General features: G+C 73.1%; 20 protein-coding genes. 9 read left to right on the forward strand and 11 right to left on the reverse strand.

Features of this window, described 5'->3' with window-relative positions; all coding sequences use genetic code 11:
- The first annotated feature begins 14 nt into the window (after positions 1–14).
- On the forward strand, positions 15–1,673 hold the full coding sequence (locus M4D82_RS06235) for a P-loop NTPase family protein (protein ID WP_249771516.1): 1,659 nt from the start codon (positions 15–17) through the stop codon (positions 1,671–1,673).
- Between the two features lie 15 nt (positions 1,674–1,688).
- On the opposite strand, the gene M4D82_RS06240 is transcribed toward M4D82_RS06235, so the two are convergent.
- Complete coding sequence (locus M4D82_RS06240) at positions 1,689–3,191, reverse strand: SCO1417 family PLP biosynthesis transcription factor (RefSeq protein WP_249765080.1); 1,503 nt, start codon at positions 3,189–3,191, stop codon at positions 1,689–1,691.
- A 203-nt stretch (positions 3,192–3,394) separates the two neighbouring features.
- On the opposite strand from M4D82_RS06240, the gene M4D82_RS06245 reads away from it, so the two are divergent.
- From M4D82_RS06245 to M4D82_RS06255, 3 genes are all read left to right on the forward strand, one after another.
- A complete protein-coding gene (locus tag M4D82_RS06245; RefSeq protein WP_249765081.1) occupies positions 3,395–4,165 on the forward strand; it encodes a glycerophosphodiester phosphodiesterase family protein in 771 nt (256 codons plus the stop codon).
- A 69-nt stretch (positions 4,166–4,234) separates the two neighbouring features.
- Positions 4,235–5,605 (forward strand): MFS transporter, encoded by a 1,371-nt coding sequence (locus M4D82_RS06250; RefSeq protein WP_249765082.1) that lies wholly within the window; start codon positions 4,235–4,237, stop codon positions 5,603–5,605.
- Between the two features lie 316 nt (positions 5,606–5,921).
- Positions 5,922–6,296 (forward strand): RNA polymerase-binding protein RbpA, encoded by a 375-nt coding sequence (locus M4D82_RS06255; RefSeq protein WP_007262928.1) that lies wholly within the window; start codon positions 5,922–5,924, stop codon positions 6,294–6,296.
- A gap of 85 nt (positions 6,297–6,381) precedes the next feature.
- Here M4D82_RS06255 and fxsA read toward each other — a convergent pair whose 3' ends face one another.
- The 4 genes from fxsA to M4D82_RS06275 form a co-directional block, all read right to left on the reverse strand.
- On the reverse strand, positions 6,382–6,984 hold the full coding sequence (fxsA, locus tag M4D82_RS06260) for an FxsA family membrane protein (protein ID WP_249765083.1): 603 nt from the start codon (positions 6,982–6,984) through the stop codon (positions 6,382–6,384).
- Between the two features lie 86 nt (positions 6,985–7,070).
- A complete protein-coding gene (locus tag M4D82_RS06265; RefSeq protein WP_249765084.1) occupies positions 7,071–7,838 on the reverse strand; it encodes a polyprenol monophosphomannose synthase in 768 nt (255 codons plus the stop codon).
- A gap of 341 nt (positions 7,839–8,179) precedes the next feature.
- Positions 8,180–9,793, reverse strand: coding sequence for an amidohydrolase (locus M4D82_RS06270; protein WP_249765085.1), 1,614 nt, complete (start codon positions 9,791–9,793; stop codon positions 8,180–8,182).
- A gap of 60 nt (positions 9,794–9,853) precedes the next feature.
- Positions 9,854–10,294, reverse strand: coding sequence for an Lrp/AsnC family transcriptional regulator (locus M4D82_RS06275; RefSeq protein WP_249771518.1), 441 nt, complete (start codon positions 10,292–10,294; stop codon positions 9,854–9,856).
- A 217-nt stretch (positions 10,295–10,511) separates the two neighbouring features.
- Here M4D82_RS06275 and M4D82_RS06280 point away from each other — a divergent pair, with 217 nt between their 5' ends.
- Positions 10,512–10,955, forward strand: coding sequence for a hypothetical protein (locus M4D82_RS06280; protein ID WP_249765086.1), 444 nt, complete (start codon positions 10,512–10,514; stop codon positions 10,953–10,955).
- A gap of 20 nt (positions 10,956–10,975) precedes the next feature.
- Here M4D82_RS06280 and M4D82_RS06285 read toward each other — a convergent pair whose 3' ends face one another.
- Positions 10,976–12,073: a phosphotransferase family protein gene (locus M4D82_RS06285; RefSeq protein ID WP_249765087.1), complete on the reverse strand. Its 1,098-nt coding sequence runs from the start codon at positions 12,071–12,073 to the stop codon at positions 10,976–10,978.
- Between the two features lie 20 nt (positions 12,074–12,093).
- Positions 12,094–13,227 carry an Rv3169 family protein gene (locus tag M4D82_RS06290; RefSeq protein ID WP_249765088.1) on the reverse strand — a complete coding sequence of 378 codons (1,134 nt, stop codon included), beginning with the start codon at positions 13,225–13,227 and terminating at the stop codon, positions 12,094–12,096.
- 211 nt (positions 13,228–13,438) lie between these two features.
- Between M4D82_RS06290 and M4D82_RS06295 the strand changes: the two genes are divergently transcribed.
- The gene (locus tag M4D82_RS06295) at positions 13,439–13,666 is read left to right on the forward strand and encodes a hypothetical protein (RefSeq protein ID WP_249765089.1); all 228 of its coding nucleotides are present in this window, start codon (positions 13,439–13,441) and stop codon (positions 13,664–13,666) included.
- A 322-nt stretch (positions 13,667–13,988) separates the two neighbouring features.
- On the opposite strand, the gene M4D82_RS06300 is transcribed toward M4D82_RS06295, so the two are convergent.
- The 3 genes from M4D82_RS06300 to M4D82_RS06310 all read right to left on the reverse strand — a co-directional run bounded on the left by M4D82_RS06300 (position 13,989) and on the right by M4D82_RS06310 (position 16,227).
- Positions 13,989–15,161 carry an acyl-CoA dehydrogenase family protein gene (locus tag M4D82_RS06300; RefSeq protein ID WP_249765090.1) on the reverse strand — a complete coding sequence of 391 codons (1,173 nt, stop codon included), beginning with the start codon at positions 15,159–15,161 and terminating at the stop codon, positions 13,989–13,991.
- A 299-nt stretch (positions 15,162–15,460) separates the two neighbouring features.
- Positions 15,461–15,619: an SCO1431 family membrane protein gene (locus M4D82_RS06305; RefSeq protein ID WP_249765091.1), complete on the reverse strand. Its 159-nt coding sequence runs from the start codon at positions 15,617–15,619 to the stop codon at positions 15,461–15,463.
- 158 nt (positions 15,620–15,777) lie between these two features.
- Positions 15,778–16,227 (reverse strand): SPW repeat protein, encoded by a 450-nt coding sequence (locus tag M4D82_RS06310; RefSeq protein ID WP_249765092.1) that lies wholly within the window; start codon positions 16,225–16,227, stop codon positions 15,778–15,780.
- 175 nt (positions 16,228–16,402) lie between these two features.
- Between M4D82_RS06310 and M4D82_RS06315 the strand changes: the two genes are divergently transcribed.
- A complete protein-coding gene (locus M4D82_RS06315; RefSeq protein WP_249765093.1) occupies positions 16,403–17,062 on the forward strand; it encodes a DUF4360 domain-containing protein in 660 nt (219 codons plus the stop codon).
- A gap of 84 nt (positions 17,063–17,146) precedes the next feature.
- On the opposite strand, the gene M4D82_RS06320 is transcribed toward M4D82_RS06315, so the two are convergent.
- Positions 17,147–18,568 carry a C39 family peptidase gene (locus M4D82_RS06320; protein WP_249765094.1) on the reverse strand — a complete coding sequence of 474 codons (1,422 nt, stop codon included), beginning with the start codon at positions 18,566–18,568 and terminating at the stop codon, positions 17,147–17,149.
- 218 nt (positions 18,569–18,786) lie between these two features.
- Here M4D82_RS06320 and M4D82_RS06325 point away from each other — a divergent pair, with 218 nt between their 5' ends.
- Complete coding sequence (locus M4D82_RS06325; RefSeq protein WP_249771520.1) at positions 18,787–19,374, forward strand: uridine kinase family protein; 588 nt, start codon at positions 18,787–18,789, stop codon at positions 19,372–19,374.
- Positions 19,375–19,750: 376 nt separating this feature from the next.
- Entirely contained in the window at positions 19,751–21,718 is a 1,968-nt protein-coding gene (locus tag M4D82_RS06330) for an AAA family ATPase (protein WP_249765095.1), read from the forward strand.
- Positions 21,719–21,727 lie beyond the last annotated feature (9 nt).

Genomic DNA, 21,727 nt, shown 5'->3' on the forward strand with positions numbered 1-21,727 from the left:
TCCAGGAGACGACCGTGGCCCGGCGCCCCTTCCCCCGCATCATCGGCAGCGGCAGCGCGTCGCTCACCCGGGGCCGCGAGCTCGCGCGCACGGCCGCCGACAGTGCCACGGACGTCCTCCATCCCCTCCTCGTCATCGGGCGCGGTCTGCGCGTCCTGGCGGCCCTCGGGCGCCGCAAGTGGGCGGAGACCCCCAAGGACAAGCGCGGCCCGGCGTTCTTCCTGGGCGTCGCGTGCGTCCTCGCGGTGGGGCTCGTCCCGTACGGTCCCCTCGCCGCGCTGATCTCGCTCATGGCGGCGGCGGCCTGGCAGGGCCGCGACCGCACCCCGGTGAAGAGCGGACCCGGCGACGCCGAGACCGAGCGGCTCGGGGCCCTCTACGAGGCCCTCGTGCCGTACTTCTCCATCCCCGAGGACCCGAACCCGCTCTTCGCCCACGGCGGGGACTGGGAGCAGGCCTTCAGCGACTACGCGTTCGACGAGGCGGGCCGCGTCACCCGGCTGCGCATCCGCTACCCGGCCTACTTCACCGACGGGGAGGCCGCGTCCAGGGCACGGATCGAGGCCCTGCTGCACGCGAAGTCCGGGCGCGGGCGGGAGTACCTCTTCGAGTGGGACGAGGAGGGCAACCAACTCGACCTGTCCGTCCTGGCGGCGCTGCCGACGGGGGTCGCCGCGCAGCGCTTCGTGACCTCGCCGGGCGAGACCGTCCTCGGCTTCACCGACCCCGGCGCCGTCCAGCGGACCCTGCCCGTCGTGGAGGGCGAGGAGTCCCGGGACATGCCGCCGGTGATCTGGCGGACCGGCCCCCGCTCCGCCGAGCCGCACCTGCTGGTGGTGGGGCAGCCCGGCAGCGGTACCTCCACCCTGCTGCGTTCGGTGGCCCTCCAGGCGCTGGGGCAGGGCGGTGACGTCCTGATCGTCGAGGGAGGGGCGAGCGGCGAGTACGCCTGCCTGACCGGCCGCGTCGGGGTCCTGGCCGTCGAGTGCGGGCCCACGGGGGCGGAAGCCACCCTGGAGTGGGCGGCGCGGGAGACCGAGCGGCGCCTTATCGCCACGCACCGGGCGCGCGAGGCGGGCCGGCCCGCTCCGGAGGACGCCCGGCGCCCGCTGTGGATCCTGCTGGACCGGCCGAGCGTCCTCGCGCACCTGGCGGCGTCCGAGGGGCGGCCCGACCCCCTGGCGCGGCTCCAGGTGCCGCTGCGGCACGGCCGGGCGGCGTCCCTGACGGTGGTGGTGGCCGAGCAGTTCGACCATCTGGAGCTGCTGCACGAGGCGGTCTGGCAGCACACGCGGGCCCGGGTCGTCCTCGGGCCGGCGACCGGCCGGCAGATCACGGACGTCCTGGGGCTGCCGCCGCACACCACGCCGCCCGCGCAGCTGCCGCCGGGCCGCGGGTACGCCCGGCTCGGCACGGGCGCCGTCCACCGACTCCAGGTGCCCGCGACCCCGGACCCGTACGACGACGCCACGCCGCCCGCGCAGCGTCAGGCGGTGCTGGAGCTGCTGCCGCAGCGGCAGGCCCCGGCCCCGGACGACGGCGAGGGCCACCCGACCCCGTCCAGGCCGCTCCAGGTGTTCCGGGCCCGGCACGGCTCGGGGGAGGCGGAGGCGATGCAGGCGACCTCGATCGACGCCTCGGAGATCCCGGAGGTCCCGGCGGAGGCCCCGTAGCCCGCTCCGGGAGTCCTACGCGACGAACGTGCGCGGCGGCTCCGCCCCGCCGCCGCCCGCTCCGGTGGCCACCAGTCGCGCCGCCGCCGCGAGGCGGGCCGCGGCCTCCTCGGCCACCGGCCCGCCCACCGTGAACGGCAGCCGGACGTACCCCTCGAAGGCGCCGTCCACCCCGAACCGGGGGCCCGAGGGAACGCGTACGCCGACCCGCTCCCCCACCTCGGCGAGCCGGGACCCGGACAGCCCGCCCGCGCGGGCCCACAGGGTGAGCCCGCCGAGCGGGACCTCGAACTCCCAGTCCGGCAGCTCCCGGCGCACCGCCGTGACGAGCGCGTCCCGGTTCTCCCGGGCCTGGTGGCGGCGGATCCCGACGGCCTCCTGCCAGCCCCCGCTGCGCATCAGCCAGTTCACGGCGAGCTGTTCCAGGACGGGGGTGCCGAGGTCGGCGTAGGCGCGGGCGGCGACGAGGCTGCGGATGACGTCCGGGGCCGCGCGGACCCAGCCGATGCGCATCCCCGCCCAGAAGGCCTTGCTGGCGGAGCCGACGGTGATCACGGTGGAGCCGGCCGGATCGAAGGAGCAGACCGGGCGCGGCATGGTCATGTCCGGGTCCAGTTGGAGTTCGGCCATGGTCTCGTCGGCGATCAGGACGGTGCCGGCCGAGCGGGCGGCCTCGACCATGGCGCGGCGCTGCTCCTCGGAGGCGAGGGCGCCGGTCGGGTTGTGGAAGTCGGCGACGACGTAGGCGAGGCGGGGGGCCGCGTCGCGCAGGACCTGGCGCCAGACGTCCATGTCCCAGCCGCTGAGCCCGTCCCCCATGGCGACGGGGACGAGGCGGACGCCGGCGGCGCGCATGAGCTGGAGGATGTTGGCGTAGGAGGGGGATTCGACGGCGATCCGCTCGCCCCGGCCGGCGAAGAGGCTGCAGATGGCGTCTATGGCGCCCATGGCGCCGGTGGTGACCATGATCTGTTCGGGCATGGTCGGGATGCCGCGTTCGGTGTAGCGGTCGGCGAGCATGCGGCGCAGGGCGGGCAGTCCGGCCGGGTAGTCGCCGTGGGTGTGCGCGTACGGCGGCAGTTCCTCCAGAGCGCCCTGGACGGCCTTGGTGAGCCAGGGCTCGGGGGCGGGCAGGGCCGCGCAGCCGAGGTCGATCATCGAGCCGAGGGACTCGGGCGGGAGGGGCTCCAGACCCCGCGCGGGCAGCGGGTTGCCGGCCGGTACGGAGGTCCAGCTGCCGGCGCCGCGGCGGGATTCGAGGAAGCCCTCGCCGCGCAGGGCCTCGTAGGCGGCGGCGACGGTGGTGCGGCTGAGGGAGAGGGCGACGGCCAGCTCGCGTTCGGCGGGCAGGCGGGCGGCGACGGGGACGCGGCCTTCGAGGACGAGCAGGCGGATCCCGTCGGCGAGGGTGCGGTAGGCGGGGGGTTTGCGGGAGCCGGGCGGGCCGGGGCGTTCCTGCTGGGAGGTGATCAGGCGGGCGAGCTGTGCGGCACCGACCGCTGAGGTCCACTGAGCCATGACGTCCGGTCCACCTTCGTCGGATTGGCCTCGGGACCGGGGGTCCGGGGCCGGTATTGGATTGGTTCCGCGAGCCCAGAGTGCCATGGTGTGGTCCGTTCGGACCAGGTGGGTGGGGGCGGAGGGGTGGCGGTGGACACGCGTTCACCTCGCGGCCACGTCGTCGCTCACGTCCCACCGGGTCCAGGGGGCATACTGCCGCCGTGACTCACGTACGCCTGCGCCACCCGTATCTGGACCACCCGGCTCCGATTCCCTTCGCCCATCGGGGTGGGGCCGCGGACGGGCTGGAGAACACCGCCACCGCGTTCCGCCGGGCGGCCGACGCCGGGTACCGGTACTTCGAGACCGACGTGCACGCGACGGCGGACGGCAAGCTCGTCGCCTTCCACGACGCGACGCTGGACCGGGTGACGGACGGGACGGGCCGGATCCGAGAGCTGCCCTGGAGCCGGGTGCGCGAGGCCCGCGTGGGCGGGACGGAGCCGCTGCCGCTCTTCGAGGAGCTGCTGGAGGAGTTCCCCGAGGCCCGCTGGAACGTGGACATCAAGGACGAGTCGGCCCTGATCCCGCTGGTGAACCTGATCGCGCGCACCGGCGTCTGGGGCCGGGTGTGCGTGGGCTCCTTCTCGGAGAGCCGGGTGGCGCGGGCCCAGCGGATCGCCGGCCCCCGCCTGGCGACCTCGTACGGGGTGCGCGGCGTCGTCGGGCTGCGGCTGCGCTCGTACGCCATCCCAGCGGCGCTGCGCGTGGGCGCGGTGGCGGCGCAGGTGCCGGAGACGCAGTCCGGGATCCGGGTGGTCGACCGGCGCTTCGTACGCACCGCGCACCAGCGGGGCCTCCAGGTGCACGTCTGGACCGTGAACGAACCGGAACGTATGGATTCGCTGCTCGACCTGGGTGTCGATGGCATCATGACCGACCGGATCGACATCTTGCGCACGGTCTTGGACCGGCGCGGCGCCTGGGCCTGACCGGCCCGTGGGCGGCGCCGCCCCCGGTGCCACGGCCGGGCGGTTACGGGGACCAGCGAGGGGGCGCTCATGAGTGAGCGGACGGACACGGAAGCGGAGTCCGGCGCGGAGGACGGCAGAACGGCCGCCGCGCGCCGGCGTGAACAGCACGGGTGGTACTTCTACGACTTCGCGTGCTCGGTGTACTCGACGAGCGTGCTGACGGTGTTCCTCGGCCCGTACCTGACGGCGATCGCCAAGGCCGCCGCCGACGCCGAGGGATTCGTCCACCCGCTCGGGATCCCGGTCCGGGCCGGGTCCTTCTTCGCCTACTCGGTGTCGGTCTCGGTGATCGTGGCCGTCCTGATCATGCCGCTGGCCGGGGCGGTCGCCGACCGTACGGGGCGCAAGAAGCCGCTGCTGGCGGTGGCGGCCTACACGGGCGCGGCGGCGACGACCGGAATGTTCTTCCTGGGCGGTGACCGCTACCTGCTGGGCGGGCTGCTGCTGGTCGTCGCGAACGCCTCGCTGTCGGTCTCGATGGTGCTCTACAACGCCTACCTGCCGCAGATCTCCACGCCCGACGAGCGCGACACGGTCTCCTCGCGGGGGTGGGCCTTCGGCTACACCTCGGGCGCCCTGGTGCTGGTGCTGAACCTGGTGCTCTTCCAGGGCCACGAGTCCTTCGGCCTCTCGGAGGGGGCCGCCGTACGGATCTGTCTGGCCTCGGCCGGCTTGTGGTGGGGGGCGTTCACGCTGATCCCGCTGCGCCGGCTGCGCGACCGGGCGGTGGTGCGGGAGCCGGGCGAGGCCGCGGCCGTCAGTGGCTGGCGGCAGCTGGTCGCGACCCTGAAGGACATGCGGCGCTATCCGCTGACGCTGTCGTTCCTGCTGGCCTACCTGATCTACAACGACGGCGTCCAGACCGTGATCTCCCAGGCCTCGGTCTACGGCTCGGAGGAACTGGAGCTGGAGCAGTCGACGCTGATCGTGGCGGTGCTGCTGGTCCAGGTGCTGGCGGTCGCGGGGGCCCTGGGGATGGGCCGACTGGCCCGCTCGTACGGGGCGAAGCGCACCATCCTCGGATCCCTCGCGGCGTGGGCGGTGACGCTGGCCGCCGGGTACTTCCTGCCGGCGCGGACCCCGGTGTGGTTCTTCGCCCTGGCGGCGATGATCGGTCTGGTGTTGGGCGGCAGCCAGGCGTTGTCGCGTTCGCTGTTCTCGCACCTGGTGCCGGCGGGCAAGGAGGCCGAGTACTTCTCCGCGTACGAGATGAGCGACAAGGGCCTGAGCTGGGTGGGACCGCTCGTCTTCGGCCTGACGTATCAAGTCACGGGCAGCTACCGGGACGCGATCATCTCGCTGGTGGTCTTCTTCGCACTGGGTTTCGTGCTCCTCGCCCGGGTGCCGGTGCGGCGCGCGATGGAGGCGGCGGGCAATCCTGTTCCCGAGCGCGTGTGAACGGCACGTCCGAATGGCAGGTTCCGGCCCGCACCCACGAACGAATCCCGAACGAATTTCGACGTTGAAGCAAAGGGCCGGTAGTGTACGCCTTTGGCCTGCCAGGCGGACCGTTACTGCGCGGTGCAGATGCATGGACGTTGGGTGACATCTGCTGCCAGATGTGACAAAACGGGCACTGGTGGGTACAACAAGGGGCGGCACGACGGGCGACGCACGACCCGGAGCGGGAATCTATACCGCCGACCGGACGTTGACCGGATGACGACGACAGCGACACCTGTCCTGTGGGCGACAAGCCCGGGAGGCACGATTCATGAGTGAGCGAGCTCTCCGCGGTACGCGGCTCGTGGTTACCAGCTACGAGACGGACCGCGGCATCGATCTGGCCCCGCGCCAGGCGGTGGAGTACGCATGCCAGAACGGACATCGATTCGAGATGCCGTTCTCGGTAGAGGCAGAGATTCCGCCGGAGTGGGAGTGCAAGGCGTGCGGCGCCATGGCACTCCTGGTTGACGGAGACGGGCCCGAAGAGAAGAAGGGCAAGCCGGCGCGAACGCACTGGGACATGCTCATGGAGCGGCGCACCCGCGAGGAACTGGAGGAGGTGCTGGCCGAGAGGCTGGCCGTCCTGCGTTCCGGCGCCATGAACATTGCCGTGCATCCGCGCGACAGCCGCAAGTCCGCGTAAGCGGCGGACACACAAAAGCCGAGGGGCCCCGCCACAGTTCATGTGGCGGGGCCCCTCGGCTTTCGCCGTACGGAGCCCAGACCGGCTACGGGGCCAGCGGCGGGCGGTAGGTGGTGTCCGGGCCCGAGGGGCCGGCGGGCCGGTCGTCCCGGATGACCTCGCCCTGGACGACCTTGCCGTCGGGGAAGTGGATCCGGGCCTTCGTGTACGCGTCACCGAACCCGCCCGGGGCGGAGGCGGCGGAGGCCGCCATCCTGCGCTCCAGGGCGTGCTCGGCCCGCCGGCCGACGTAGGCGCGTACCGGCGGGAGCAGCAGCAGGAGGCCGACCGCGTCGGAGATCAGGCCGGGCATGATCAGCAGCAGACCGGCCAGCATCGTCGTCGCGTTGCCGGAGCCCTTGGGGGCCTGCGGGGTGGGCGTCTCGCCGGCCATCGCCTGCGCCTGGGCCCGCTGGAAGGACTCGGTGAGGTTCCGGAAGGCCCGACGCCCGGCCCGCTTGATGACCACCACGCCGAGCACGAGCCCGCCGGCCAGCAGCGCCGCGACGGTGACCCCGCCCGCCAGACCCGCGACCTGGCCGAGCAGCCAGATCTCCAGGATCAGCCAGGCGGCGACCGCCAGGGGAACGAAGGTACGGGCGGGCGAACGCCGTCGAGGGGCCGTAGACAGGGGAACACCGGTTGTCATGCCACCCAGTGTGCCCGGTTCGGCGTAAAAACGACCTCAGCCGGAGGTACCGGGCTTCCCCTAAGGGACGGTCCGATCGCCGCGCCTCAGGCGGGGCGCTTGCCGGTGAGCTTGGCGGTGCGCTCCTTCAGACCCCACTGGGTGACCCGCCACAGCGCCTCGACCACGATGTCCTTGCTCATCTTGCTGTCGCCGAGCTCGCGCTCCACGAAGGTGATGGGCACCTCGACGACGCGGAAGCCCTTGCGGACGGCCCGGCGGGCCAGGTCGACCTGGAAGCAGTAGCCCGCCGAGGCGACCTCGTCCAGGCCGAGGCCTTCGAGGGTCTCGCGGCGGAAGGCGCGGTAGCCGCCGGTGACGTCGCGGATCGGCACGTCCAGCATCAGCCGGGAGTAGGTGGAGCCGCCGCGCGAGAGGAACTCGCGGCTCTTGGGCCAGTTGACGACACGGCCGCCCGGCACCCAGCGGGAGCCCAGGACGAGGTCGGCGCCGCCGAGGGCGGTCAGCAGGCGGGGCAGTTCCTCCGGCTGGTGCGAGCCGTCGGCGTCCATCTCCACGAGCACGCCGTAGCCGTGTTCCAGCCCCCAGGCGAAGCCCGCGAGGTAGGCGGCGCCGAGCCCCTCCTTGCCCTTGCGGTGCAGGACGTGGACGTGGTCGTCGCCGGCCGCGAGCTCGTCGGCGAGCTTGCCGGTGCCGTCGGGGCTGTTGTCGTCGGCGACGAGGACGTGCGCCTCGGGTACGGAGGCCCGGACGCGGCCGACGATCAGGCCGATGTTCTCGGCCTCGTTGTACGTCGGAATGATCACCAGGGTGGTACCGAGCGGTCCGTTGGTCCGCTGTCCGCCGTCGCTCACTGGGTCCCCTTGCAGGTTTCTCGCCGGGCCCGCCTCGTACGTCCCGTCACAGCGGGATGATTTTAGAACAGCGATCGGGGCCGGCGGTCCTTCGGGCCGGACCGGCTCCCGCCGGCTGCGGGCGGCCGAAACCGTTGTCTACTGGACCGCCGGGCCCCGATCCGGGGCCACCCTCCCCCGAACTCCTGCGAGCAGGGGGGACCCCCATCCGGCGAAACCTTCCGTCGCCCCCGAGGCGCGGGTGCGCTGAGCGGACGGATCCGTCCGGTACGGACGTCCTTGGTGGACCCGGCCGAACCTATCCGGGTCCGCGCGCCCGTACCGAACCGAGGGCCGGCGGATCACCCCTGTGGCCGTACGAATACCTCCCGGCCGCCGACGACGGTCGCCAGGCACACCGGAAGCTCCCCGCCCGGGGTCAGGTCGGGCAGGCCGGGGGTGCCGGAGCGGGGGTCGGTGGACCAGCGGGCGACCCGGTCGTCGGGGGCCTGCACGACCAGTTCGGCCGTCTGCCAGACCGCGTAGTCGGCGGGCGCGCCCGGGACGAGGACGCCCGCGTCGTCGCGGCCCAGCGCCCGCCAGCCGCCGCGCGTGTGGGCGGTGAAGGCGGCCCGTACGGAGATCCGGTGCTCGGGCGTGCGGTGGAAGGCGGCCGCCCGTACGGTCCCCCACGGGTCGAGGGGGGTGACGGGCGCGTCGGAGCCGAAGGCCAGCGGGACACCGGCCTTGAGCAGGGCGGCGTAGGGGTTGAGGGTGCGGGCGCGCTCGGCGCCGAGCCGGTCGGCGTACATGCCGTCCGGGCCGCCCCAGGCGGCGTCGAAGGCGGGCTGGACGGAGGCCGTCAGGCCCAGCTCGGCGAAGGCGGCGATGGTGTCCGGGGTCATCATCTCCGCGTGCTCGACCCGGTGGCGCGCGGCCCGGATCCGGTCGAGGCCCACCCGGTCGGCGGCGGCGCGGACGCCCTCCACGACGGCGCTGATCGCGGCGTCGCCGATGGCGTGGAAGCCGGCCTGGAGGCCCGCGTCCGTGCAGGCGGCGACGTGCGCGGCGACGTCGGCGGCGTCCAGGTAGGCGGTGCCGGTGTGGTCGGCGTCGGTGTACGGGCCGTGCAGGCACGCGGTGTGGGAGCCGAGGGCGCCGTCCACGAACAGGTCCCCGGCGGCGCCGACCGCGCCGAGTTCCTTGGCCAGGGCCAGGTCACGGTCGGCCCAGTAGCCGAAGACGCGCGGGCCGGGGCGGCCGGCGGCGAGCTCCAGCAGGGCCGCGAAGTCCTCGGCGGAGGAGATGTCCGGTCCCCCGCACTCGTGGATGGAGCCGATCCCGAGGGACGCGGCCCGGTCCAGGGCGGCCGCCTGGGCCTCGGCGCGCTGGGCGGGGGTGATGGCGGCGAGCGCGGCACGGCGTACGGCGTGGTGGTCGTCGCGGGTCAGCGGCTCGTCGCCGGTGGGGCGCACCTGCGGTACGAGGTCCAGCAGTGCGGTGGTGACGACGGCCGAGTGCACGTCGATCCGGCTCAGGTAGAGCGGCCGGCCGCCGGTGGCCCGGTCCAGTTCCGCGCGGCGGGGGGCCCGCCGCTCGGGCCAACGGGCGGCGTCCCAGCCGTGCCCGAGGAGCACCCGGTCGCCGGGGCGGGCCTCGGCGTAGGCCCGTACCCGCTCCAGGGCCTCGGGCAGGGAGCGGGCGTCGGTGAGGTCCAGGCCGGTCAGGGCGAGGCCGGTGGAGGTGGCGTGGACGTGGGCGTCGGTGAAGGCGGGCGTGACGAGCGCCCCGTCGAGGTCGACGACCTCGTCCACGCCCTGCGCGAAGGCGTCGGCGGCGCCTTCGGAGCCGACCCAGGCGACGTGCCCGCGTTCGACGACCATCGCGGTGGCGAAGGGGTCGGCGGGGCTGTGGACCTCGCCGCCGCGCAGGAGGACGGTACGGGTGGGTGGTTCGGGGGCGGTGCGGTCAGTCATGGGGAACAGTCTCGCGCCTCCGGCGGGGGCGGTCCGCCCGGGGGCCCGGACCCCGCGTGGCTAAATCCTGGGCGGGCGGGACTCGTAGGGGGTGGAGAGGACCACGGTCGTACGGGTGGAGACGTGGGCCAGGGCGCGGAGGCGGCCGAGGAGGTCCTCCAGCTCCAGGGGGGTGGCGACGCGGACCTTGAGGATGTAGTTCTCGTCGCCGGCGACGCTGTGGCAGGCCTCGATCTCGGGTACGCCGGCCAGCCGGTCGGCGATGTCGTCCGGGGCGCTGGGATCGAACGGTTTGACCGAGATGAAGGCGGTCAGGGGCAGCCCGACGGCCTCGGGGTCGACCACGGCGGCGTACCCGCGGATCACGCCGCGCTGCTCCAGGCGACGTACTCGCTGGTGAACCGCCGAGGTGGACAGTCCGGTGGCCTTGCCCAGGTCGGTGTAGCTCATCCGCCCGTCCCGTACCAGCAGATCCACGATCTGGCGGTCCAGATCCTCCATTGCGCTCATAGCCGCTCAACCTATTGCCCAAGGCCGCTCCAGGCCCAGCGGTGTCCACGTGGAAGTGGCACCTGCGCCGGGCATGTGACCAAGGCCACAGGCGTGTACGGGCGTATACCCCGGTCTTGTGGTTACTCGTGCCGCGCGGCGGGAAGTGCTTGGTGTGGCCGTGGCCGAAGAACCTGCCCGCCCGGCCCACCCAAGGGGGAATACATCCATGCCGAACACCAAGCGCGCCGGTCGCACCGAACCGGAGCCCCTGGAACCTCTCGACGCGTACGCGGACGACGGGGAGTACCTCGATCAGGCCGACGGCTTCGACGTCCACCACGCGATCTGCCCCGACTGCGGACAGTCGATCGCCCTCGTCGCGGACGAGGAGCACCTTCCGCAGCACGCGCTCTGCCTGACCCCGTGGAACCCGTTCGGGCTCACGGTGTGCGCGGGTACGGGCCGGCCGGTTTCGGACGCCCTGCCTACGGTGGGCGTGCTCCCGTCGGCGGAGCCGCAGCCGGATCTGGAGATCGTGCACCTCACGCTTCCGCAGGGGCTGGACTGGCGTACGCAGCCGTTCTCGCACGTCGGCGGGCCGGGTTCGCGCCCCGTCCGGTTGGCGGCGGACCCGGAGCCGCAGATGAGCCGGCACGCCCAGGCCGCCTGATCCACCGCCACCGGTAGGCGTTACCAGTAGGTGCCCTGCACCATGCCGTCGAGGGCGGCGTGGTGCAGGATCAGGCCGTCCGGATCGGCCGGGATCTCGACCTCCCCGAAGTACGCCTGCCGGTAGGCGATGCGCAGCATCACGATGCCGTGCCGCAGGGCGGCGTAGAGGGTGTGGAACTCCATGTCGCGCGGGGTGTGCCCGGTGAGTTCGGCGTAGCGGCGTTCCAGGTCCTCGCGGCGCAGGAAGTCCGGCAGGCCCGGCTGGCCGAAGCCGACGGTGAGGTCCTGGAAGAAGCGGTGCAGGTAGACGGTCCAGCCGAGGTCGACCTCGCGCGGTGCGCAGGAGGCCATCTCCCAGTCGAGGACGGCGACCGGTTCGAAGCCGTCCGGTTGGTAGATGACGTTGCCGATGCGGGCGTCGCCCCAGTTGAGGACGGGTTCGCCCTCGTCGGCGGGCCAGAGTTCCTCCAGCCGGTCGAAGGCGCGTTCCAGCAGGGGTGAACGGGCGAGCCCCTCGACGACCCACGCGTAGTAGGCGCGCTGCGCTTCGACGTGGCGGCGCAGCGGGCTGCCGTGCCCGTCGGGGAGCAGGAAGCCCGCTTCGCGCACGGGGAAATGATCGTGCAGCCGCGCCAGCAGGGAGATGCTGGCTTCCTGGAGGGTGGCGCGTTCGGCGTCGCTCGCGGCGTGCAGCCAGTTGCCCTCGTAGGTGTACGGCATGACGTCGGGCGGTACGCGGCCCTCGGCGCGGGCCATCACGAAGAAGGGCGCCCCGAGCGGGGTCGGGTCCTCCTCCAGCCAGAGCACGCGCGGCACGGGCAGATCGGTGTGCTCGGCGACCAGGCGCATCACGCGGTGTTGGCGGGCCATGTCGTAGCGGGGGAAGACGGTGTACGCGGCCGGGTCGGCGGCGAGGCGCAGGGCGCAGGCGCGGACGGGGGCGCCCGGGTGCTCGATGTCGAAGAGCAGGGTTTCGCTGGACATGCCGTTGGAGGCGGGCACCGAGGTGCCGACGACCTTCGCGCCGGGCAGTTCACCGTCGAGCCAGGCGGCGAGCCGGCGCCCGAGTTCCTCGGGGTCGCGGGTGGAGGTGCGGGGACGTGGTGCCGTGGCCATGGGAAGCCCCTTTCCTGTCGTCAGCTCGCCACGGAGGCGTAGTCGGTGAACCCGCTGGGGTCGTGGCGGCCGAAGCTGCCGTGCTCGAAGATGCCGTGGCCGATCCGGCCGTCGAGGGTGAAGCGGGCCGCGTGGTCGGTGACGCCGAAGGCGGCCATGGGGTGGGCGGCGGGGTCGGACAGGTCGTAGACGCGACGGTCGATCCAGCCGCGCCCCTGCCAGCTGCCGTGCTGCCAGTCACCGGCGGGCGGATAGCCGGCGCCGACGGCGAGCGGCGAGGAGGCCAGGATCTCGACACCGATCTCCATCGCCTTGCGCGCCGGATCGGTGAGATGGATGACCGCACTCTCCGGGTGACGGGTACCCGACCGGTACCGGATGTCGACATGCGGCCAGCCCAGCTGCACGTCATGACGGCCGGCGCCCTCGGGGAAGACCTGGACCGCCTCGTTCAGCGTCCGGTGCCCGTCGGCGTCCTCCTGGGCGATGACCATGACGAAGCGGTCCTCGAAGCGGACCGGTATCCAGAGCCAGTGGAACCCCTCGGGCCGATGCTCCTCGGCGGCCCGCCCGCCGTCCTCCCCCGGAATGGGCCGCACGCCCCAACTCCGGTCGCGCGTACCGGTCCACTCCCCGGCGGTCAGCTCGAAGGTCTCCCCCTTGGCCCGGATCGTCCCGGTCACGTTCCCCGCCTGAACGAACCGCCGGCCCTCCAACATCAACCGATCGCCGCGCCGTTGGACGTGATGAGGCTCCCAGACGGCGGGGAACTCGGCGGTCCAGGTGATGTCGTACGAGAGCCCGTCGGCGTCATCGGGGTCGCCATCGCATCGCAGACTGATCCGCCTGAGCGGTTCGTCGACGACGATCCTCAGCGGACCGACCGAGAGGTTCATCCGATCATCGGTGAGTGCGTCGGACGCCCGCACGGCCAGAAGTTGATCGCCGATCCGCAGGGTGGCGTAGGCGTCGATGACCCCGGCATTCGGATAGACACCGAGACCGAGGATCAAGACGGCACGACCGGCGTGGTCGAACACGTGGAAGATGCACCGGTCATAGGCGTTCCGGTCGCCCGTGACGAGGTGCTTCATCGACAACGGGGCCTGATGTACGGGGTATTCGTCGAGGGGAACGGGACGGTCCACGGACACGGCAAACCTCCGGGGCTCGGGGCGGGCTACGCGGACATGACGGTACGTCAGATCCACTCCCCGATGCCAGAGCCATGGCACACCCTGACACCCCTGCAGACCGCGCCACCCGCCACCCATGACCCACCCGGCGCGGGCAGTGGGACGGCTCGAACGGATGGGCGCGCGGAGGGAGGGGTTACCCGCCCGTCGGCTCCGCCGTTGGCCGTGCATGACCACCCTCGAAACGTCCACGCCGAGAACGGGGCGTCGACGCCGCCCCGAGCCCTACGGCTTCGAAGAATCGGTTCGCCAACGCACGCCCGACCCGCCCATCTACGGCGCCCTGCTCGCCCACTGGGCCGCCGACGGCCGAACCCTGCCGGGCCGCCGCGACCCCGAGTGGACCCGCGTGGTCTCCACCCCGATCTGGCCGAACGGCCCCCTGTTCAACGCCTGAACGCTCTGATCGCCGTTTGGAGCGGGTAGTGGCCCAAGACAGCCGGCGGCCGCCGAAACACGAGAAGCGCGTGGCGATCCGGTGCGCTTGGGTGCGCCGTAGGACGATGTGGCCGTCCTGGCGGGGAGGCAGGCCGGCCGCCCGGCGCCGAAAGGGGCTTTGAGGTGCCCGGATGCCCGGTGGGCTTGCACCCGACCCCTCGCTCATCGCTGACAGGGCCTGCGGCCGGCCCCCGCCCCGGCACCGGGCGGCGGGTGGGCAACTCCCGCCCCGCACGGGGGAGCGAGGGGGAGATGGCGCGCCCGCGCGGGGCGCGTACCCCTCAGCGTGTCTCCGGGCCCGCCAAGTGGCGGGCGATCACCATGCGCTGGATCTGGTTCGTGCCCTCCACGATCTGGAGGACCTTCGCCTCGCGCATCAGCCGCTCCACCGGGAAGTCCGCCGTGTAGCCGTAGCCGCCGAGGATCTGCACCGCGTCCGTGGTGACGGCCATCGCCGCGTCCGTGCAGAACAGCTTCGCCATCGCGGCCTGCCGCGAGAACGGCTTGCCCGCGTCGCGCAGTCGCGCCGCCGCCAGGTACAGCGCACGGCCCGCCTCGATCTTCGTGGCCATGTCGGCCAGCATGAACCGCAGCCCCTGGAAGTCCGCGATCGGGTGCCCGAACTGCTTGCGGCCGAGCGCGTACGCGACGGCCTCGTCCAGCGCGGCCTGCGCGACGCCGATGGCGCAGGCGGCGATGCCGAGGCGGCCCGCGTCGAGCGCGGCCAGCGCGATGGTGAAGCCCTGCCCCTCCTCGCCGATCCGCCGCGCGTCGGGGACGCGTACGCCGTCGAAGTGCAGCTGGGCGGTGGGCGAGCCCTTCATGCCCATCTTCTTCTCGGGGACGGCCGCCGTCAGGCCCGGCGCGTCGCCGGGGACGAGGAAGGCCGTGATGCCCTTGGCGCCGGGGGCGCCGGTGCGGGCGAGGACGGTGTAGAAGTCGGCGACGCCGCCGTGGGTGATCCAGGCCTTCGTCCCCGTGATCAGCCAGTCGTCGCCGTCGCGCACCGCCTTGGTGGTGAGCGAGGCGGCGTCCGAGCCGGCGGCCGGTTCGGACAGGCAGTACGCGCCGAGCAGCCCGCCGCCGAGCATGTCGGGCAGGTGGGCGGCGCGCTGTTCCTTGGTGCCGTATCCGGCGAGGCCGTGGCAGGCCAGGGAGTGGACGCTGACGCCGAGGCCGACGGTCAGGCGGGCGGCCGCGAGCTCCTCCAGCACCTGGAGGTAGACCTCGTAGGGCTGGTCACCGCCGCCGAACTCGCCCCCGTAGGGCAGGCCGAGCAGGCCGGACTCGGAGAGCAGGGTGAAGACCTCGCGCGGGAAGCGGCCGGACTCCTCCTCCTCGGCGGCCCGGGGACGGATCTCCCGCTGGGCGATCTCGCGTACGAGCGCGAGGAGGTCCCGGGACTCCTCGGTGGGCAGCTGACGTTCCACCGGCTGCGGGGCGCGGTCGATCATGGCGGCGCTCTCCTCCCTCGTCGGGCACGGCGGCGACGCGTGAGGTGTGGGACGCGCCACCGGGTCTCGGTGCTCTCACAGCCGATGCTGCCCTCCCGGATCACGGGTGGGCTCGAACGGCGGCTGCGGCGGGTTGAGTATGCCCGATCAGGCGCTTTCCGTCACCGGTCGTCGAGAACGATGATCGTTCGAGACGATCGCGGGCCCCTCGAAAATGACCGGAGCCGGACATTCCGAACAACGTGCGGCCGAAGGCGACGAGTTCGATGCACGGCACGAACGCCGTACGGCCTACGCCGTCAGATCCAGCCGAGCTGCGTGACGAGCATCGCCACGACCACCACCAGGGTCCAGCCGAGGACGTGCTCCACCCAGGACGAGCCCTCCTCGGGGCCCCCGGTGCCGACGAGGCGGCGGGCGCGGGCGCGGGTGGTGAGGGCGGCGGTGTGTGCGGTCATGCCGTCCAATGTGCCGGCGTTCGCGGCATTCGCGGTAGAGACGAGCGTCACGGGTGGCGAGGCTCACGCGGGCGGCACGGCAGGACCCCGGCCGCCCACTCACTGGACGGCCGGGGCCCGATGACGCCGCGCGCCCCCGCGCGCGGCTGGTCGCCCGGTCAGGTGCGCCGCTCGCGTCCCGCCGTGGCCGAACGCTCACGTCCGGCCATGGCCGCCATGGCGAGGCCGAGGCACAGGGCGATCGCGCCGGTGATGATGTTGCTGACGACACTGCGCGTCGTGTCCATCTCACCGGCGATGACCCAGGGGGCCACGATGGTCCAGGCGCCGATCGCGACCGCCGTCCAGGCCATCGCGTGGGTGCGCTCGTACGCCGAGCCCAGGCCGCCCATGCACAGGCAGAAGGCCAGGCCGGCGACGAGGTTGTTGATGGCCAGTGGGCCCAGCGTGCTGAAGCCTGCGATCCACGGCGAGACGGCCAGGTACAGGCCGGTGACCAGGGCCAACGCCTCCACCGCCTGCGCGGCGGGCGTGCTGGTCACCCGCTCGAACCGGGTGCGCATCTCGACGAGGTCCGGGTGGTGTTCGATGCTCGAATGGGTGGTCATGGCGGGCTGCCTCCTATGAGAAGCCTTACACGCCCCTTATGCCCACATTCGGGCGATTAAGCCTTCCTGCGAAGCGGCATTTTCTCGCTCCCGACAGCCGCGCCTGCGGAACCGGCCGCGAGGGGTGTGGAACGGTGTCGAGCCGATCAGGCACAGCACGATCGGAAGGACACCCATGTTCAGAACGGTCTTCGTCGCCGGAGCCGGCGCGGTACTCGCCGCGGCCACCCTCATCCCGTCCGCCGGCGCCGCACCGGCCGCCCCGGCACCCGCGCCCCCGGAGAAGATCACCATTGACGTGGTCCAGGCCAACGGCTCCGGATGCCGCCCCGGCACCGCCTCGGTCGCCGTCTCCCCGGACAACACCGCCTTCACCGTGACCTACAGCGAGTACCTGGCGCAGGTCGGCAAGGGCGCCGCCGGGACCGACTTCCGCAAGAACTGTCAGCTCGGCCTGCGGGTCAACGTCCCCCAGGGCTACACCTACGCCGTCGCCCAGGCCGACTACCGGGGCTTCGCCAGCCTGGAGGCGGGCGCGAACGCGGAGCACAAGGCCTCGTACTACTTCCAGGGCATGAACCAGACGGTCGCCCGCACCCACGGCCTGAGGGGCCCGCTCCAGGACAACTGGCAGGTCTCCGACACCGTGCCCGTCGAGGCCCTCGTGTTCCACCCGTGCGGCGCGCAGCGCAACCTCAACATCAACACCGAGCTGCGCGTGAACGCCGGCACGTCGGACACCGTCAACACCACCAGCTTCCTGACGGTGGACTCCACCGACGGCAGCATCAGCACGCTGTACCACTTCTCCTGGAAGACCTGCCCGCAGCGCTGAATCCGGGGGCGCGCCCGAAGAAACCGGGGGCCGTACGGGGAACCCTCCCGTGCGGCCCCCTCCGTCACAGCACCCCGCCGTCCGTCACAGCACCCCGACCGCCCGCAGGGCCGCCGTACGGGCCGCGTCGGGTCGGACCGGGACGTAGAGGTAGCAGATGCCGCCGCTGCCGGAGGCGGGCTTGCCGGCGGCGTTCAGGCGTTTGGTGCGCAGCCAGACGTTCTCCCACTGCCGGCGTGCGTAGACACGGCGGACGCGCGTGTTGTCGGGGGAGTTGGGGTCGTTGGCGATGACGTCCCCGGCGGCGGTGAAGCCGATGACGGTCATCAGGTGGCCCGCTGTGCCGTAGCCGGCGCCGGTGAGCTCCTCCTTGAGGAAGGACTGCGAGGTGATGACCGGGATGCCGACGCGGATCAGGGTCTCCAGGTCGGCGAGGGAGGTCAGGCGGGTGACGACCCCGGCGAGGCCGGGGTAGGTGGCGGCGTAGGCGGCGTTGAAGGGCCAGTTGCCGCAGCCCTTGTAGGCGGCGTCGTAGGTGGAGCGGGCGGCGTGGCAGACCTGGGGGTCGCTGTAGCGGCGGTCGACCCAGGTGAGGGCGGCGGGGTCGGGCTTGGCGCCCCAGTACTCGACGACCATCTGCGAGGAGGTGGGGCTGCACCAGGCCTCGCCGCCGTTGTCGTACTGGGGGTAGCGGCCGGCGTGGACCTCCTGGGAGTAGCGCGGGACCTTCAGCTCGTGGGCGCGGCCGGAAGGGGCGGAGGCGGCGACGGTACGCCGGTCCGGGACGTCGGAGGCCATCGCTCCGGCGAGCCGGACCGTCGGCCCGGCCCCGGCGCCGGGCTTGCGGTGCAGGGTCAGGCGCAGCTGCCAGCCCGTGAAGCGCAGGCCGGAGGCGGCGGCGGGAGCGTCGACGGCGAGGGTGTCGGTCCAGACGGTGCTGCGGCCGTCGCTCTGCCCGTCGACGGAGGTGCGGCGGATGTCGGTGTCGCCGGAGGCCCAGCGGGCCATGACGTACCAGGGGGTGCGGGCGCCGTCGGTGTAGGTGGCGCGCACTTCGGTCTGGATCCAGGTGCCGGCGGGGGTGTGGGCGTTCCAGGAGGCGATGATCTCGGTGGCCGGGACGGTGGAGGGGTGCACCGGGGAGGTCCAGGTGGCGTACTCCCAGGTGGCCGTGCGGTCGGTGTGGGGATCGGTGTAGGCCTTGCGGCCGGCCGGGGTGGCGATCTCCAGTCCGGGGCGGGCGCCGCCGACGGTGGTGGTCCCCTGGTGGACGCCGGCGAGCCAGTGGGCGTGCGCGTACCAGAACCGGTTGTCGACGGTCGGCCCGGTGGCGACGGAGGCTTCGGGCGCTTCCGAGGCGTCTCCGGCTTCGGGCGCTTCGGGGGCGGTGTCCGGCGTACGGCGGCCCGCCGCGGCGGCGACCCGGCCGCCGGTGGGTACGGCGGTGGCGGCGGCGGCCGCGAGGGCCACGGTCAGGAGGGCGCGGCGGGGTGTGGGTGCGGTCATCGGCGTGGCCCCCAGGGGTCGGTGCGGTCGATCGGTCCGTCCACCCTTCCAGTTCCCCGCCGGTAGGCGGCAAAGCGGAGCGGTCGTGTCGGGGGTGACGGTCCGGGCGGACGTACGCTGACCGGGTGGAGCCACAGCAGTCACAGCCGTCACCTCAGACCCCCGCACCCCTCGCACCTCCCGCACCCCTCGCGCCCCTCGCGCGCGAGCTCGCCGCCCTGCCCCCCTCGCTCGGTCCCGTCCGGCTGATCGGTGTCGACGGGCACGCCGGGTCGGGGAAGAGCACCTTCGCCGACCGGCTCGCGTCGGCACTCGGCGGGGCTCCGGTCCTGCACCTGGACGACGTGGCCACGCACGAGGAGCCGTTCGACTGGTGGGGCCGGCTGCGCGCCCAGGTGGTGGAGCCGCTGGCGGCCGGGCGTCCGGCGCGCTGGGCCCCGTACGACTGGGTGGAGCGCCGGTTCGGTCCGGAGCGGGTGCTGGAGCCGGCCGCGGTGCTGATCGTCGAGGGGGTCGGGGCCGGGCGGCGGGAGCTGCGTCCGTACCTGGCGCGGCTGCTCTGGATGGAAACGGCCCGTACGACCTCGTGGGGGCGCGGGCGAAACCGGGACGGGCATGAACTTTCCGATTTCTGGGACGGATGGGAGCGCGCAGAGCTCGCGCACTTCGCGGGTGATCCTTCGCGCCCCTTCGCGGACACCTTGGTGCACCAGAGCGGTACGGGATACGAGTGGACTTCCGGGGCCGCTGAGACCCCACGAACGCCCCCTTCCCTCACCCAGGGTGACGGACTCCCCCAGGCCTGAGCGGGGCGTCGCTTCGGGCCGCGGCGGGCGGCGCCGAGCCGCTTGACCGGGCCCCGGGAACCGCCGTACGTTCTGGATGCGGGGCCTTTACGGGCCGCCGCGGACGCGAAGCCCCCGATTGTTCCCCCGTGATCGGGGGCTTCGCTCCGTCTCCGGGGTCCGGCGCGGCAGATCCGTAGCGGGTCGCTCCACCCCATGTCCCTCACCCTGCGTTACGCTCCGCGTCGGGGTGCGCGCCGGAACCACGCCCGCCGCACCCTGGGTAAGGTGCGTCCCCGCGGGTACGATGCAGCCCTGATTTCATCGGCGGTAGGGACAATTCGCGTGCGCCGCGCGGAGGTTGCCGGGCACCACGGGCAGGCTTGTGGGGGATGGGATGGACTTCGGCATGCCGGGCAGCGCGCACGCCCCGGCCGAACTCGCCTGGCTGCGTGGGGTCGACGCCTGCACGATGGGCGCTTACCCCCAGGCGGAGGAGGAGTTCCGGGCGGCCGTCAGGCTGGACCCGGCCATGGCCGACGCCTGGCTGGGCCTGCACGCGCTGCGCGTGGACACCACCAACGCGTTATTGCGCATGTACGCGCATCGGGACCGCTTCGGGGAACAGCGGGTCCGCCACCGGCGGACGCTGAACTCCTGGTACTGGCTGGGCTGGTGGGTGCAGCCGGTGTTGGAGAGCCGCCGGGACCTGCTGTTGGCCCACGCCTCGCACTGGCTCGACGGCCGGCACGTCCCGGAGTTGGACCAGGCCCTCGCCGCGCTGCCTCCGGTGGACACGGACCCGCAGGTGCGTTTCCTGCACGCCTGCCGGGCGTACCTGGTCAAGGACTGGGAGCAGCTCGTACGGCACACCGAACCGCTGGTCGACGATCCGGTGCTCGGCATCGAGGCGGGGCTGTTCGGCGGGATGGCGCGGGTCCGCCTGGAGATGTTCGGGCAGGCGGAGCCGATGCTGGCGGCGGCGCTGATGCGCTGTCGCAGCGAGCAGCCGCAGCGCAAGGAGCTGCGGTACTGGCTGGCGCGGGCGCGCGAGGGCACCGGGCGCAGCGCGGCGGCGCTGCCGCTGTACCGGGCGGTGCACCGGGTGGACCCGGCGTTCATGGACACGGCGGCGCGGCTGACGGCCATCGAGGACAGTGACGACGGCGACGGCATGGCCGATCTGGCGGGGCACGCCGGGTACGGCGGGCACGTGGTCGAGGGCCTGGCGGGGCACGGGCTGTCCCCGTCGGGCGGGGACTTCACGGCGGTGGCGGCCCTGGGCGGGGGCGGCGTCCCCTTCCCGGACCTGTCGCCCGACGGGCAGACGGACGCCGATCCGCCGACGCCCGGGGAGCCGCCGGACCCCCGGTTCGGGCCGGCGTCGGCGACGGGTACGGGCCGGCTGGAGGGCGTACGGCACAAGGTGTCGGTGCCCCCGCAGGGCGCGCCGTCCGGGTTACCGCCGGGCCCCTCCGATCCTCGGGCGCTGGCCGAGGCGCTGGCCGAGCTGGAGCGGATGGTGGGGCTGGAGCCGGTGAAGCGGCAGGTCAAGGCGCTGTCGGCGCAGCTGCACATGGCGCGGCTGCGGGCTGCGCAGGGGCTTCCGGTACAGCCGCCGAAGCGCCACTTCGTTTTCTCGGGGCCCTCGGGCACCGGCAAGACCACCGTGGCTCGGATCCTCGGGCGGGTGTTCTACGCGCTGGGGCTGCTGGGCGGCGACCATCTGGTGGAGGCGCAACGGGCCGATCTGGTCGGTGAGTTCCTCGGGCAGACCGCCGTGAAGGCGAACGAGCTGATCGACTCGGCGATCGGCGGGGTGCTGTTCGTGGACGAGGCGTACAGCCTGTCCAACTCCGGCTACAGCAAGGGCGACGCGTACGGGGACGAGGCCCTCCAGGTGCTGCTGAAGCGCGCCGAGGACAACCGGGACCACCTGGTGGTGATCCTGGCGGGCTACCCGGCGGGCATGGACCGGCTGCTGGCGGCCAATCCGGGGTTGTCGTCGCGCTTCACGACCCGGGTGGACTTCCCCAGCTACCGACCGGCGGAACTGACCGCGATCGGCGGGGTGCTGGCGGACGCGAACGGGGACCACTGGGACGACGAGGCCCTGGAGGAGCTGCGCAGCATCAGCGGGCACGTCGTCGAGCAGGGCTGGATCGACGAGCTGGGCAACGGCCGGTTCCTGCGGACGCTCTACGAGAAGAGCTGCGCCTATCGGGACCTGCGGCTGGCCGGCTTCGCCGGTGAGCCCTCGCGGGAGGACCTGGCGACGCTGCGGCTGGCGGACCTGATGCAGGCGTACGGGGAGGTGCTGTCCGGGCGGGGCCCGCAGGAACGGCCGGAGCCGCCGCCCCTGTGAACGGGGGCG

The sequence above is a fragment of the Streptomyces sp. RerS4 genome (genome assembly GCF_023515955.1).
GTDB lineage: Bacteria > Actinomycetota > Actinomycetes > Streptomycetales > Streptomycetaceae > Streptomyces.